The 13,951-nt window shown below is 71.3% G+C and carries 10 protein-coding genes; 4 read left to right on the forward strand and 6 right to left on the reverse strand.

The annotated features are described in order from the left end of the window. Window position 1: 1 nt before the first annotated feature. The 3 genes from A4R43_RS13830 to A4R43_RS13840 all read right to left on the reverse strand — a co-directional run bounded on the left by A4R43_RS13830 (window position 2) and on the right by A4R43_RS13840 (window position 6,057). Entirely contained in the window at window positions 2–4,381 is a 4,380-nt protein-coding gene (locus A4R43_RS13830; RefSeq protein ID WP_113692712.1) for a HAMP domain-containing protein, read from the reverse strand. Further along, window positions 4,378–5,337: a transcriptional regulator gene (locus tag A4R43_RS13835; RefSeq protein WP_113692713.1), complete on the reverse strand. Its 960-nt coding sequence runs from the start codon at window positions 5,335–5,337 to the stop codon at window positions 4,378–4,380. The genes A4R43_RS13830 and A4R43_RS13835 overlap by 4 nt, the downstream gene beginning before the upstream one ends. Window positions 5,338–5,448: 111 nt before the next feature. After that, window positions 5,449–6,057, reverse strand: a complete 609-nt coding sequence (locus A4R43_RS13840; protein ID WP_335645154.1) for a response regulator transcription factor — start codon at window positions 6,055–6,057, stop codon at window positions 5,449–5,451. 146 nt (window positions 6,058–6,203) lie between these two features. On the opposite strand from A4R43_RS13840, the gene A4R43_RS13845 reads away from it, so the two are divergent. Both A4R43_RS13845 and A4R43_RS13850 read left to right on the forward strand, forming a co-directional pair. Continuing rightward, window positions 6,204–7,268 carry an ATP-dependent DNA ligase gene (locus A4R43_RS13845; RefSeq protein ID WP_418190821.1) on the forward strand — a complete coding sequence of 355 codons (1,065 nt, stop codon included), beginning with the start codon at window positions 6,204–6,206 and terminating at the stop codon, window positions 7,266–7,268. Between the two features lie 109 nt (window positions 7,269–7,377). After that, the gene (locus A4R43_RS13850) at window positions 7,378–8,895 is read left to right on the forward strand and encodes an alpha/beta hydrolase (RefSeq protein WP_113697575.1); all 1,518 of its coding nucleotides are present in this window, start codon (window positions 7,378–7,380) and stop codon (window positions 8,893–8,895) included. 191 nt (window positions 8,896–9,086) lie between these two features. Here A4R43_RS13850 and A4R43_RS13855 read toward each other — a convergent pair whose 3' ends face one another. The 3 genes from A4R43_RS13855 to A4R43_RS13865 are packed head-to-tail and all read right to left on the reverse strand — an operon-like array spanning window position 9,087 to window position 11,519. Beyond that, window positions 9,087–9,881, reverse strand: a complete 795-nt coding sequence (locus tag A4R43_RS13855; RefSeq protein ID WP_236808986.1) for an endonuclease/exonuclease/phosphatase family protein — start codon at window positions 9,879–9,881, stop codon at window positions 9,087–9,089. Next, window positions 9,878–10,900: a non-homologous end-joining DNA ligase gene (gene ligD / locus A4R43_RS13860; RefSeq protein WP_113692716.1), complete on the reverse strand. Its 1,023-nt coding sequence runs from the start codon at window positions 10,898–10,900 to the stop codon at window positions 9,878–9,880. Before ligD ends, A4R43_RS13855 begins: the two co-directional genes overlap by 4 nt. 4 nt (window positions 10,901–10,904) lie before the next feature. Next, window positions 10,905–11,519, reverse strand: coding sequence for a GNAT family N-acetyltransferase (locus tag A4R43_RS13865; RefSeq protein ID WP_236808987.1), 615 nt, complete (start codon window positions 11,517–11,519; stop codon window positions 10,905–10,907). On the opposite strand from A4R43_RS13865, the gene A4R43_RS13870 reads away from it, so the two are divergent. Next, complete coding sequence (locus tag A4R43_RS13870) at window positions 11,518–12,180, forward strand: TVP38/TMEM64 family protein (RefSeq protein WP_113692717.1); 663 nt, start codon at window positions 11,518–11,520, stop codon at window positions 12,178–12,180. The two genes, A4R43_RS13865 and A4R43_RS13870, sit on opposite strands and share 2 nt — an antisense overlap. Before the next feature lie 165 nt (window positions 12,181–12,345). Beyond that, a complete protein-coding gene (locus A4R43_RS13875) occupies window positions 12,346–13,950 on the forward strand; it encodes a serine/threonine-protein kinase (protein ID WP_236809207.1) in 1,605 nt (534 codons plus the stop codon). Window position 13,951 lies beyond the last annotated feature (1 nt).

Consider the following 13,951-nt stretch of genomic DNA (forward strand, 5'->3'; position numbering starts at 1 on the left):
GTCAGCGGTTCAGCCAGCGGCTCATGCAGCTGAGCAGTTCGCCGGCGTCCACCGGCTTGGTCACGTAGTCGCTGGCGCCGGCGGCCAGGCTCTTCTCCCGGTCCCCCTCCATCGCCTTCGCGGTGACGGTGATGATCGGCAGCCCGGCGAACCGGGGCATCTCGCGGATCGCCGCCGTGGTGGCGTAACCGTCCATCTCGGGCATCATCACGTCCATCAGGATCAGGTCCACGTCGGGGTGCTCCAGCAGCAGCTCGATGCCCAGCCGCCCGTTCGGCGCGTGCACCACCTCCATGCCCTGCAGCTCCAGCATGCCCGCGATGGCGAACACGTTGCGCGCGTCGTCGTCGATGAGCAGGACCTTCCTGCCCCGCAGGCGCTGCTCGTCGGCCACCGCCGGGGCGGGTTCCGCGGGCGCGGGTTCCTCGGCCACCCGCACCGTGATCTCCGCACGCAGCTGGTCCAAAGAGGACAGCACGGTCACCTCCGAGTGCCGCAGCTGCGCCTGCAGCAGCCGGTCCTGCGCCGCGCTCAGCTTCCGCGTGGCGTGCGCCAGCACCGGCGGGGTCCGGTCGAACTCCCCCAGCCGCTTGAGAAAGGTCAGCGCGGTCGCACCCGGCAGGCTCAGATCCAGCACCACGCAGGCGTACACCCGCGAGGCCAGCCGCTCCACCGCGTCGTCCGGCGCGGCGACGGTGTCCACGGCCACCGAGCCGGCGTCCCGCGCCACCCCGCGCGCGAGCAGGGTCAGCAGCCCGTCCTCCCCCGCCTCGACCACCAGCACCGCGCGGTCGCCGACCTCGATCGGCTCCAGCAGCCGGTCCACCACCGCACCATCCACAGTGGACAGCCGGGACACCGGCAGGCGCAGGGTGAAGGTGCTGCCGTGGCCCAGCCTGCTCTCCGCCTCGATCGCGCCGCCGAGCAGGTAGGCCACCTCCCGGCTGATCGACAGCCCCAGCCCGGTGCCGCCGTACCTGCGGCTGGTGGTGCCGTCGGCCTGCTGGAACGCGCCGAAGATGGACTCGAGGTTCTCCTCCTCGATGCCGATCCCGGTGTCCACCACCGAGAAGGCCACTTCGGACCCGCCACCGGCCACGCTCACCCGCAGCTCGACCGAACCGTGTTCGGTGAACTTCACCGCGTTCGACAGCAGGTTGCGCAGCACCTGTCGCAGCCGCTGCTCGTCGGTGAACAACCGCGACGGCACGTCGGGCTCGACCACCACGTCGAACTCCAGGCCCTTGTCCGCGGTCAGCGGCCGGAACGTGGTCCGCACGTAGTCCAGCAGCTGGTCCAGCGGGAACGGTTCCTGGTGGATGTCCATCTTGCCCGCCTCGACCTTCGACAGGTCGAGGATGTCGTTGATCAGCTGCAGCAGGTCGGTGCCCGCGGACTGGATCACCTTGGCGAACTCGACCTGCTTCGGCGTCAGGTTCTGCGACGAGTTCTGCGCCAGCACCCCGGCCAGGATGAGCAGGCTGGTCAGCGGGGTGCGCAGCTCGTGCGACATGTTCGCGAGGAACTCCGACTTGTACTTCGACGCCAGCGCCAGCTGCTGCGCGCGTTCCTCGATCTCCTGCCTGGCCTGCTCGATCTCGAAGTTCTTCACCTCGATGTCGCGGTTCTGCCTGGCCAGCAGCTCGGCCTTCTCCTCCAGCTCGGCGTTCGACCGCTGGAGTTTCGCCTGCTGTGCCTGGAGTTCCTCCGAGCGCGCCTGCAGTTCGGCGGCCAGCCGCTGGGATTCCTCCAGCAGCGCGTCGGTCCTGGCGTTGGCGATGATGGTGTTCACGTTGACGCCGATGGTCTCGGTGAGCTGTTCGAGGAAGTCGCGGTGCACGTCGGTGAACCGCGCGAACGAGGCCAGCTCGATCACGCCGAGCACCTGGTCCTCGAACACGACGGACAACACGATCAGGTTGACCGGCGCCGCCGCGCCCAGGCTGGAGGACACCCGCACGTAACCGGCCGGCGTGCGGTCGACCACGATCGGCGTTTTGCTCTTGGCCACCTGCCCGACCAGCGACTGGCCGAACTCGAACTCGGAGGGCAGCTGCTCGGCCGGGTTGTGCCCGTAGCTGGCGATCAGCCGCAGCCGGGGCGGGTCCTCCCCGGGATCGGCGAAGTAGAAGGTGCCGTGCTGCGCGCCGACCAGCGGGGTCAGCTCGTTCATGATCAGCTCGGCCACCACCCGCAGGTCCCGGTGCCCCTGGATGAGCCCGGAGATGCGCGCGAGATTGGTGTTGAGCCAGTCCTGGTCCTCGTTGGCGCGGGTGGTCTCGCGCAGCGACTGGACCATCGCGTTGATGTTGTCCTTGAGCTCGGCCACCTCACCCTGGGCTTCGACCGAGATCGACCGGGTCAGGTCGCCGGTGGCCACCGCGCTGGCCACCTCGGCGATCGCGCGCACCTGGCGGGTCAGGTTGCCCGCCAGCTCGTCCACGTTCTCGGTGAGCCGCTTCCACGTCCCGGACACGCCTTCGACCTCGGCCTGCCCGCCGAGACGGCCTTCCTTGCCGACCTCGCGCGCCACGCGCGTGACCTCGGCGGCGAACGCCGAGAGCTGGTCGACCATGGTGTTGATGGTCGTTTTGAGTTCGAGGATCTCGCCGCGGGCGTCCGCGTCGATCTTCTTCGACAGGTCGCCCTGCGCCACCGCGGTGGTCACCATCGCGATCGAGCGCACCTGGCTGGTCAGGTTGTCCGCCATCGAGTTGACGTTGTCGGTCAGCGCCTTCCAGGTGCCGGCCACGTTCGCCACCCGGGCCTGACCGCCGAGAATGCCCTCCGTGCCCACCTCGCGCGCCACCCGCGTGACCTCGTCGGCGAAGGCGGACAGCGTGTCCACCATGGTGTTGATGGTCTGCGCGAGCGCGGCGACCTCGCCCTTGGCCTCCACGGTGACCTTCTTGGACAGGTCGCCCTGCGCCACCGCGCTGGTCACCCGCGCGATCGAGCGCACCTGGTCGGTGAGGTTGTCGGCCATCACGTTCACCGACTCCGTCAGGCCCTTCCAGGTACCCGAAACACCCTTCACGTCCGCCCGGCCGCCGAGACGGCCTTCCGTGCCGACCTCGCGCGCCACCCGCGTCACCTCGTCGGCAAACGAGGAGAGCTGGTCCACCATCGTGTTGACGGTGTCCTTGAGTTCGAGGATCTCCCCGCGGGCATCGACGCGGATCTTCTGCGTCAGGTCGCCCTGCGCCACCGCCGTGGTCACCTCGGCGATCGAGCGCACCTGCTCGGTGAGGTTGTCGGCCATCACGTTCACCGACTCCGTCAGGCCCTTCCAGGTACCCGACACGCCCTTCACGTCGGCCTGGCCGCCGAGGCGCCCGTCGGTGCCGACCTCGCGGGCCACCCGCGTCACCTCGTCCGCGAACGACGACAGCTGGTCCACCATCGTGTTGATCGTGTTCTTCAGCTCGCGGATCTCACCACGCGCGTCCACCGCGATCTTCTGCGTCAGGTCGCCCTTGGCCACCGCGGTCGCCACCTGCGCGATGGAGCGCACCTGGTTGGTCAGGTTGCCCGCCATGAAGTTCACCGACGTGGTCAGGTCCCGCCAGGTACCCGCCACGCCCGGCACCTGCGCCTGGCCACCGAGAATGCCTTCGGTGCCGACCTCGCGGGCCACGCGCGTCACCTCGTCGGCGAACGACGACAGCTGGTCCACCATCGTGTTGATGGTGTTCTTGAGTTCGAGGATCTCGCCGCGCGCGTCCACCACGATCTTCTGCGTCAGGTCACCCCGCGCCACCGCCGTGGTCACCTCGGCGATCGACCGCACCTGCGTGGTGAGGTTGCCCGCCATGAAGTTCACCGACGTCGTCAGATCCCGCCAGGTACCCGCCACCCCCGGCACCTGCGCCTGGCCGCCGAGCCTGCCCTCGCTGCCCACCTCGCGGGCCACGCGCGTCACCTCGTCGGCGAACGACGAAAGCTGGTCCACCATCGTGTTGAGGGTGTTCTTCAGCTCCAGCATCTCGCCCTTGACGTCCACGGTGATCTTCTGCGACAGATCACCCCTGGCCACCGCCGTGGCCACGCCCGCGATGTCCCGCACCTGACCGGTCAGGTTGCCCGCCATCGCGTTCACCGAGTCGGTGAGCGCCTTCCAGGTGCCGGAGACCCCCGGCACCGCGGCCTGCCCGCCGAGCTTGCCCTCGGTGCCCACCTCGCGCGCCACCCTGGTCACCTCGGAGGTGAACAGGGCGAGCTGGTCGACCATGCCGTTGAACACCGCCGACATCTCGTCCATCAGCTGGTCGTCGCTGCGGGGCAGCCGGGTGCTGAAATCCCCGTCGCGGACCGCCTTCAGCCCTTCCAGCAGTTGCTGCAGGCTTTCCTCGCCGAGCGTGCCCGGCCGCGTTGGGCTCATGCGGCAAAGGTAGCTATTCTCTCCGCGAGTTCGCGAGCCTCGGTGTGCTCGGCCCGGCGGACCGCCTCCGCTTCCAGCGGCCGCAGCCGGTCGGCGAACCGCGCCGAGTTCATCCCTTCGGCGGCCGCCAGCGCGCGATCGCCCACCTCGGCCGCTTCGTCCACATCCCCCATCAGCAGGTGGTCGATGGCCAGCAGCACCAGGCAGAAGGCCTTGCTCCGCATCATGTCCGGGCCGTACCGCTCGACCACGAAGCTGAGCTCGTCACAGGCGGGCGCGGCGTAGGCGGAGTCCACGCCGAGCGCCAGTTCGGTGTAGACGGTGCCGATCATCGCGGCGAGGTCGTTCTGGTCGAAGAACCGCACCCAGACGGGGACCTCCTCGTTCCCGGAGCGGGAGAACGCCTCGTCGGCCCGGCCGAGCGCGCGGATCGCGTCGTCGCGCTTGCCCAGTTTCGCGTGCGCCCACGCCTGGTTCGCGCACAGCACGCTCAGCATCACCGCGGACCCCGCCGCGGCGGCCGCGCGCTCGCCCTGGACGAACGCGGCCAGCGCCTGCCCCGGTGCCTCGTAGTGCAAATACACCCTGCCTTTGCGATAGAGGATGTTCGCCACGAGGCCGTTGTCCCCGCCTTCCCTGGCGAGTTCGAGTGCACGGTCGAAACGCGCGTGCGCGGCGTCCGGGAATCCGGCGTCGAATGCGGTCCAGCCGGCCAGACTGGTCAGATCGGCGAGCGCGGTGCACAACTTCGCCTTCACCCGTTCCGTGGCCGCGGCGTCGAGCAGCCGATAAGCCCACGAAAGCTGCGCGAGCGCCGCGTCGTGGCACCAGCCACCGCCGTAGCGGTAGTCCAGCGCGCGGAAAGTGCTGGTCTCGGTTTCCACGCGGGCCACATCGGACAGGCCGATCCGGCTCGCGGCGCAGGGGTGCGTTCGGTTCGCGGGCTTCGCATTCATGGCGCTGTCTCCCTGTCACTCACCTTGTGGGTGGGCCGGGTTCCGGATGCCCCATTGTCGCACCGGTCAACCGCCGGACCGGCAAGTTCTAGTCGGTGATTTTTTTCAGTACTACTCGATGAGGCCGTTGCGCCGGGCGAAGGCGACCGCTTCCAGCTTCGAATGCGCGTTCAGTTTCCCGAGTATTCGCTGAATGTGGTTGCGAACCGTGTTCCTGGCCAGATTCAGTTCCGCGGCGATGCGATCGGTGGCCGCGCCCTCGGCGATCAGCGCGAGCACCTGGCGTTCGCGGGCGGTGAGCATCGGCTCGCCGCGCTCGCGCGAGGCCAGCCTGTCCAGCACCCCGGCCAGCAGGCCCGGCTCGAAGGCGGAACTGCCGGCGGCCACCCGGCGCAACGCGGCCACCAGGTCGGTGAACAACCCGGTTTTCACCAGCAGCCCGGCCCCGCCCGCGGCCACCACCCTGGCCGCCATGTTCGTGGTCGCCTCGCCGGTGAGCACCAGCACCTGGCTGTGCGGGGACTGCTCGCGGAACCGCGGCAGCGCGTCGATCCCGTCGCCGTCGGGCAGGCGCCGGTCCAGCACCACCACGTCCGGCCGGTGCGCGCGGGTGAGCGCCAGCCCCGATTCCACCGACTGCGCCGAGGCGACCAGGTCGATGTCGGGCACGTCGGCGAAGGCGATCTCCAGTGCTTCGGCGACCATGCTGTGGTCCTCCACGAGCACCACCCGGAGCGGCCGCGCACTTCCCGGCTCAGGCACCATCCGCCCGCCTCCCGTCGCTGTGCACGGGTAGATATGCCACGCCGGGGTGGAAAAAGCCAGACCGGCCACCCCGGCGGACGCCGTCCAGCAGAATGACGCGCATGTCGCTGACGATGCCGGTCAAGCCCATGCTCGCCAAGCCGGCCAAGTCCATCCCGGACTCGGGCGGGCTGCTGTTCGAGCCGAAGTGGGACGGTTTCCGCTGCCTGGTCTTCCGCGACGGCGCCGAGCTGACCCTGCAGTCGCGCACCGGGAAACCGCTGAACCGGTACTTCCCCGAGGTGCTCGAAGCGCTCGCGGGCATCCTGCCGGAGCAGGTGGTGCTCGACGGTGAGCTGGTCATCGGCCGCGGCGGCAGGCTCGACTTCGACGCGCTGACCGAGCGCATCCACCCCGCCGCGAGCCGCGTCGAGCTGCTCTCGCAGGAGACGCCGGCCCAGTTCGTCGCCTTCGACCTGCTGGAGCTGAACGGCGAGTCGCTGCTGGACGAGCCGACCGAGCGCCGTCGCGCCCGGCTGGAGCAGCTGCCCGGTGTGTTCATCACCCCGGCCACCACCGATCCGGCGGTGGCGCGGCACTGGTTCGAGCTGTTCGAGGGTGCCGGGCTGGACGGTGTGATCGGCAAGCCGCTGGACGCCGCCTACGAGCCGGGCAAGCGGCTCATGCTCAAGTACAAGCACTCGCGCACCGCGGACTGCGTGCTGGCCGGGCTGCGCTGGCACGTCGACGGCGAGCCGGGCGAAATGGTCGGCTCGTTCCTGCTGGGTCTCTACGACGAGCACGGCGTGCTGCACCACGTCGGCGTGGTGGGTTCCTTCCCGGTGACACGGCGGCGTGAACTGGCCGAGGAACTGGCGCCGCTGATCACCGACGGCCCGCACCCGTGGCTCGGCGACGCCGTGGTGCCGGGGCAGCGGCTGCCCGGTTCGGTCAACCGCTGGCGTGCGGGGGAGCAACCGTGGGTGCCGCTGCGGCTGGAGCGCGTGGTCGAGGTCGGCTACGAGCACACCGAGGGCGGGCACCCGGCGCGGTTCCGGCACACCGCGCAGTTCGCCCGCTGGCGGCCGGACCGCGAACCGTCCTCGTGCGACTACGCGCAGCTCGAAGAGCCGGCCAGGTACGACCTGGACGCGGTGTTCCGCGGTGAGGTCAGGCGGGTCGGCTGACCTGCTCACCCGGGCCATACCCGGGGCATGCGAAGCTCGGTGGGACGAATGGGTTCGGGTGAGGAGTAGCAGTTTGACGCGCCGGGTTGTCCTCGCACTCGCGGTCGTGATGTGCACCGTGGCGGGTGCGTGCACCGCCGGGCCGTCCAACCGGCCGCCCGTGGTGGAGAACGACGGCCCGCTGCCGCCGGTCTCCCCCGCCACCGGCCCGCCCGCCACGCCCCCGCTGCCGCCGCTGGAGGAGCCGCGCGAGAACGGGGTCGAGTGGAAGGACTGCGCCGCCGACACCGGCAAGCGGCTCGGCGGCCAGCCGGTCCCGGCGAACCTGCAGGTCAGCTGCGGCCGGGTGTCCACACCGCTGGACGCGCCCGAACTGCCCGGCCGCGGCATTCTCCGGATCGACCTGCTCAAGGCGGGCACCGGCCCGGTCCCGCTGGTGGTGCTCAACGACATCGACGGTGAGCCGGGCACGCTCTACGCGCTGCGCCTGGCCCAGTCGCTGCCGCCCGAGCTGCTGCAGCGGTTCTCGCTGATCGGCGTGGACCGGCGCGGCAGCGGGCAGTCCGATCCGGTGCGCTGCATCCCGGCCGAGGTGCGCGGCGAGCTGATCGGCTTCGACCCGGCGCAGGAGTCGGTCGAACCGCTGCTGGACGCCGCGCGGCAGGCCGGTCAGCAGTGCGGCATCACCATGGAGGACGACCAGGGCGCCTTCGACAGCTGGCGGACCGCGGGCGATCTCGACGAGATCCGCTCGCAGCTGGGCCTGTCCAAGCTGAACGCGCTGGCCAGGGGCGAGGGTTCGCAGGTGCTCGGCGCCTACGCGGTCCGGTTCACCGACAAGGTGGGCCGGTTCGTGCTGGACGGCGCGCCCGACCCGTCACCGGACGTGGCTTCCGTGCACGACGCGCAGGCCGCCGGTGGGGAGGCCGCGCTGGCGGCGTTCGGTGCCGACTGCGCGCAGCGCGGCTGCGCGCTCGGCGGTGACGCCAAGACGGTGGTCGCCGGGTTGCTGGACCAGCTGCGCGTCACCGGCCAGCCGACCGGGGACGGCACCCTGCTCAGCCCCGGCCTCGCCATGCACGCCATCAACGCGGGACTGGCGCAGCGCCAGCGGTGGCCGGAACTGGCCGACGCGATCGCCGCGGCCCGGTCCGGTGACGGCACGAAACTGGCCGCCTTCGCCGATCCGCTGCGAATGGACGACAGCGTCAACCCGACCCGGCTCGACAGCGGCATCGCCACCCGGTGCAACGACACCACGGTGCGGCTGTCCGCCGACCAGATCGACACGATCAGCCGCGACCTGCGTGGCCGGTACCCGGTGTACGGCGGGTTTGTCACCCAGCGGCTGGCGTGGTGCAGCCCGTGGCCGGTGCCGACGCAGGCGCTGCCGCCGCTGAGCAAGCCGGGGGTGCCGCCGGTGCTGCTGGTGAGCACCGCCGGTGATCCGCTGACCTCGGAGCAGGGCACCACGCGGGCCGCCGAGCAGATGCCCAGCGGGGTGCGGATCGGCTGGCAGGGCGCCGGGCACGGCGCGGTCGGCGCGTCCGCGTGCGTCGGCGAAAAGGTCCGCGACTTCCTGATCGACGCCAAGATCCCGAACGACGGCACGCTCTGCCCGGCCTGAGTGTTTTCAGGGCAGCTGCACGGTCGCCAGAACCGGACGGTGATCCGACGCCACCCGCTCCACCGGAATCCGCGTAGTAACCGGGGCCAGCGTGCTCAACACATAATCCAGCCGCCGACCGGGCACGTCCGCCGGGAACGTGGCCCCATCAACACCGGTGGACGGCACGCTCTGCCCGGCCTGAGTGTTTCTCACGGCAACTGCACGGTCGCCAGAACCGGACGGTGATCCGACGCCACCCGCTCCACCGGAATCCGCGTGGTAACCGGGGCCAGCGTGCTCAACACATAATCCAGCCGCCGATCGGGCGCGTCCGCCGGGAACGTGGCTCCGTCAACACCAGTGGGCGGCAGCTTGTCGAACAGCGGCCGCAGCTCCGCCGCCGACGGCCCGGCGTTCAGATCGCCCGCCAGCACGCCCGGCCCCAGCACCCGCAGCATGTCGCCCACCTGCGTGGTGCGCACCGCGGGATCCGGCCGGTGGTCCAGGTGCGTGACGAAGAACCGCAGCACGCGCCCGCACACCTCCAGTTCCGCCTCGGCGAAGCCCGGCATCGGCCCGAGCGGCGTCGCGTCCACTGTGGACAGCCGGGTGATGGTGTGGTTGACCGCCCGCCGGATCGGGAAGCGGCTGAGCACCGCGACGCCGTAACGCCGCCGCTCCGCGCGCCCCGGCTCGGGATCCTTGTCGTAGATGGGCGCGAAGAACAGCTCCATCCCGGTGCGCCGCGCCAGCTCGGCGGCCTGGTCGGCGTACCCGCTGCGGGCCGACCAGTGCACGTCGACCTCCTGCAGCCCGACCACGTCCGCCCGCGAACCGGTGATCACCCCGGCGGTGCGTGCCAGGTCGAGCCTGCCGTCCATGCCGATGCCGGAGTGGATGTTGAAGGTCAGCACCCGCAGCGCGGCGCCGGACGCGGCCGCCGCCGGGACCGCGGCCACCACCAGCAGGAACGCGGTCAACAGCGCCTCGGCCCGGCGGTTCACTTCGGCCGGTCCCGGTCCTTGCTCGGCTGCACGCGCTTGGGCTCCCCCGGCATTTTCGGATAGTCGGGCGGATACGGCATTTCCGCCTGCCCGGTGTCGCGCTCGTCGCGGTCGTACCACTCGAGCAGCGTCTCCAGGCCGAACGCCTCGTCGTCCAACCCGGCGTGCGCGTCGCCGTGCTCGGCCAGCCACGACGGCACGGTCAGCACGTCGAACTCGTCCGGGTCGGCCTCGGCCAGCTGGTCCCAGGTCAGCGGCGTGGACACGGTGGCACGCGGGGTGCCGCGCACCGACCACGACGAGGCGACAGTCCGGTCCCGCGCGGCCTGGTTGTAGTCGATGAACACCCGGCCGCCGCGTTCCTCCTTCCACCACGAGATGGTCGCCAGCTCCGGCACGCGCCGCTCCACCTCGCGGCCGAGCGCGATGACCGCGTGCCGCACGGCGATGAAGTCCCACTCGGGCCGGATCCGCACCAGCACGTGCACGCCGCGGCCACCGGAGGTCTTCGGGTAGCCGGTCAGCCCGGCGTCGGCCAGCACCTCGCGCACCGTCCCGGCGACACGCACGGCGTCGGCGAAGCGCGCTTCCTCCGGCGGGTCCACGTCGATGCGCAACTCGTCCGGGTGGTCCACGTCGGGGCGTCGCACCGGCCACGGGTGGAAGTCGAAGGTGCCCAGGTTCGCCGCCCAGGCGAAGACCGCGGGCTCGGTCGGGCAGACCTCCTCGGCGGTCCGGCCGGACGGGAAGGTGATCTTCACGCGGTCCACCCAGCCGGGTGCGCCCTTGGGCACGCGCTTGGCGTAGAACAGCTCGCCGGTCACGCCGTCCGGATAACGCTTGAGCGTGGTCGGCCGCTCGCCGATCGCGCGCAGCAGCGGCTCGCCGACGGCCAGGTAGTACTCCACCACCTGCCGCTTGGTGATGCCGCGCTCGGGGAAGTACACCTTGTCCGGGCTGGACACCCGTACCGTGCGCTCGCCCACCTGGTACTCGACTGGGTCACCGTGTTTGGCCACGCGCCTAACCTAGTCGCGGATCGCTCTCCAGGACGGACATCTGAACCGCGTCGTGCCATTCGCCGTCCCAGTGCAGCGCGTCGCGGAGCACGCCTTCGGCGACGAACCCGCACTTCTCGTAGACCCGCCGCGCCCGCGGGTTGAAGTCGTAGACCTCCAGCCCGATGCGGTGCAGGCCGACCACGTCCAGCCCGAACGCGACCAGCAGCCGGGTCGCCTCGGTGCCGTACCCGCGGCCGAAGGCGTGCCCGCCGAGCGCGATCCGGAAGTCCATCGACCGGTTGTCCTCGTCCAGGTCCATCAGCACGACCTCACCCAGGTACACGCCGTCGGTGTTGCGCACCACCGCGTAGTCCGCGCGGTCGTGCGCCCCCGGCCTGCCCTTGAGGTAGTCGTGGACCTGCTCACGGGTGAAGACGCCGTGCGTACCGGTCAGCCGCCGGGTTTCGGGGTCCTGGAGCACGGCCCACGCGCCGTCGAGAAAGGTTTCGTCGAGTTGCCGCAGGGTCACCAGCTCACCGGGCAGGCCGGGCTGGTCACGCAGCGCCGCGAGATTCAGCACCCCGCCACTGGACCACGTGCGGGCACCCGCCGTCACCCCGATTACCGTGGGTGCCATGACCGGCCGGACCAAACTGATCGTGGCGCTGGTGCTGTTCGCGGCACTGGTCGCGGTCGCGCTCGTGGTCGACGTCCCGGCGCCGGCCGAGCTGCGTGCCTGGGCGACCGGCGCCGGCTGGATCGCGCCGGTGCTGCTGCTCGGCGCGTATTCGGTGCTGACCGTGGCGCCGATCCCCCGCACCAGCTTCAACGTGGTCTCCGGCCTGCTGCTCGGCAACGTGCTCGGCATCGGGGTGGCCCTGCTCGCCACGGTGCTCTCGGCCGCGCTCGGCTTCGGGCTGGCCAGGGTGCTCGGCCGCGAATGGGTGGCCGGGCACCTCGAACGCGGCCGCTTCCGCGCGCTGGACGCCCGGCTGGCCGACGGCGGGGTGCTCGCGGTGGCTTCGCTGCGGATGATCCCGTTTGTCCCGTTCGCCCCGATGAGCTGGGCGTGCGGTGTGCTGTCGGTCCGGTTCTGGCCGTACCTGGTGGGCACCGCGCTCGGCAGCCTGCCCGGCACCGTGCTGGTGGTGCTGGTCGGCGACGCCCTCACCGGCACCACACATCCGGCCCTGTTGGCTTGCTTCGCGGGGCTCGCGCTCATCGGCGCGGCCGGGCTGTACCGCGTGATCCGGCGCACAAAACCGGAATCCGCCGCACCCGCGCCCGCGGTGTCGTGACAGCGCCGCCCACCGCGCCCGCTACACTCGAACGGGTGCGCTGAGCGGTCGCTCGCGCCGAGCCAGCCAGCATGCGCCGTCGTCTTCCGAGGAGTAGTTGCCATCGACACCGGTCAGTTGATCGCAGGGCACTACCGCCTGGTCGAGCACATTGGCAGCGGCGCCATGGGCGTGGTGTGGCGGGCCATCGACGAGCGGCTCGAGCGCTCGGTCGCGGTCAAGCAGATCCTCGCCCAGCCCGGCCTGTCCGAGGCCGAGCGGATCAACTCCAGGCAGCGCGCGATGCGCGAGGCGAAGAACGCCGCGCGCTTCCAGCACCCGAACGCCATCGTGGTGTTCGACATCGCCCAGCACGACGGCGACCCCTGCCTGATCATGGAGTACCTGCCGTCGCGCAGCCTGGCCGCGGTGCTCGCGGAGAACCCCACGCTGCCGCTGCCCCAGGTGGCGCGGATCGGCGAGCAGGTGGCCGCGGCGCTGGTGGCCGCGCACCGGGCGGGCATCGTGCACCGCGACGTCAAGCCGGGCAACATCCTGATCGACGACGCCGGCACCACCAAGATCACCGACTTCGGCATCTCGCGGGCCGCCGGTGACCTCACGCTCACCCAGACCGGGCTGATCGGCGGCACGCCCGCCTACCTGGCGCCCGAGCTGGCCCGCGGTGCCGACCCGTCACCGGGGTCGGACGTGTTCGCGCTCGGCGCCACGCTCTACCACGCGCTGGAGGGCGTCGCGCCCTACGGCAACTCCACGAACCAGCTCGCGCTGCTGTACAAGGCGGCCAACGGCAAGGTCGAGCCGCCACGCAAGTCCGGCGCGGCCACCGCGCTGCTGATGAGCATGCTGCAGGTCGAACCGGAGGAACGGCCGAGCATGCCCGAGGCCCGCGAGCGGCTCGCCGCACTGGCCAGGGGCGAGGGCGACACACGCGCGGCCGCGGTCTCCCCGGCGCTCGGTGTCGCCGGAGGCGGCCGACAGCCCGCCACGCCCGCCGGGGGCAACCCGGTTTCGCGCACCCCGTGGGCACGCACCGACAAGGCGCCCGGGGTGCCCGCCGCGGTACCGGTCGCCGCGCCGAAGCCGGTCAACCCGACCTCGTCGTTCCCGCCGCAGAGACCGGCGGCGGCGCCGCAGCAGACCGCCGCCGCACCCCAGCAGGCCCCGGCCGCCCCGCCCGCGCTCAGCTCCGGGCGGACCCCGGCCCAGCAGTCCGAAGCCAAGCGCAAGGCGCTCATGCTCGGCGCCGGTGGCGCCGCGGTGCTGGTGGTCGCCGTAGTGGTGCTCATCGTGCTGTCCACCAGCGGTGACGACGGGTCCGGTGACACCGCGCAGGGCGCCCCGCCCCCCACCAGCCAGTCGCAGGCCCCCGCCGAGTCCTCGGCCCCGCCCAGCTCGGCCAAGCCGTCGCAGCAGAACACCACCAGCTCCGGCAAGGTCGAATGGGGACCGGCCGGGCAGAAGGTGATCGACTTCTACAACCTGCCCGGTGGTGCGGCCGCGTCCTGGGCCATGCTGACCCCGGCCGGGCAGGCCGACTACGGCAGCGCCGCGGCCTTCGAGCAGTACTGGCAGCAGTTCAAGTCGGTCAGCTCCAAGGGCGCCACCGCCTACAAGCGGGCGAACAACGAGGACGGCTCGGTCGACATCAAGGTCACCGTGAGCCACAGCGGCGGCTCGGTGGAGAAGGTGGTCCGGGTGGTCGCGGTGAATGGCCAGCTCTACGTCGACACGAACACCAAGCTCGACGGCGCCGCCCCGCAGCAGTGAG

Source organism: Amycolatopsis albispora (assembly GCF_003312875.1).
Taxonomy (GTDB): Bacteria; Actinomycetota; Actinomycetes; order Mycobacteriales; family Pseudonocardiaceae; genus Amycolatopsis; species Amycolatopsis albispora.

Excerpts from the sequence above, each read along its gene's own strand:
- A4R43_RS13875 (WP_236809207.1), top strand. The coding sequence starts at position 12,346 with ATGGGCGTGGTGTGGCGGGCCATCGACGAGCGGCTCGAGCGCTCGGTC.
- A4R43_RS13850 (WP_113697575.1), top strand. The coding sequence starts at position 7,378 with ATGTGCACCGTGGCGGGTGCGTGCACCGCCGGGCCGTCCAACCGGCCG.
- A4R43_RS13835 (WP_113692713.1), bottom strand. The coding sequence starts at position 5,337 with ATGAATGCGAAGCCCGCGAACCGAACGCACCCCTGCGCCGCGAGCCGG.
- A4R43_RS13845 (WP_418190821.1), top strand. The coding sequence starts at position 6,204 with ATGTCGCTGACGATGCCGGTCAAGCCCATGCTCGCCAAGCCGGCCAAG.
- A4R43_RS13830 (WP_113692712.1), bottom strand. The coding sequence starts at position 4,381 with ATGAGCCCAACGCGGCCGGGCACGCTCGGCGAGGAAAGCCTGCAGCAA.
- A4R43_RS13870 (WP_113692717.1), top strand. The coding sequence starts at position 11,518 with ATGACCGGCCGGACCAAACTGATCGTGGCGCTGGTGCTGTTCGCGGCA.
- A4R43_RS13865 (WP_236808987.1), bottom strand. The coding sequence starts at position 11,519 with ATGGCACCCACGGTAATCGGGGTGACGGCGGGTGCCCGCACGTGGTCC.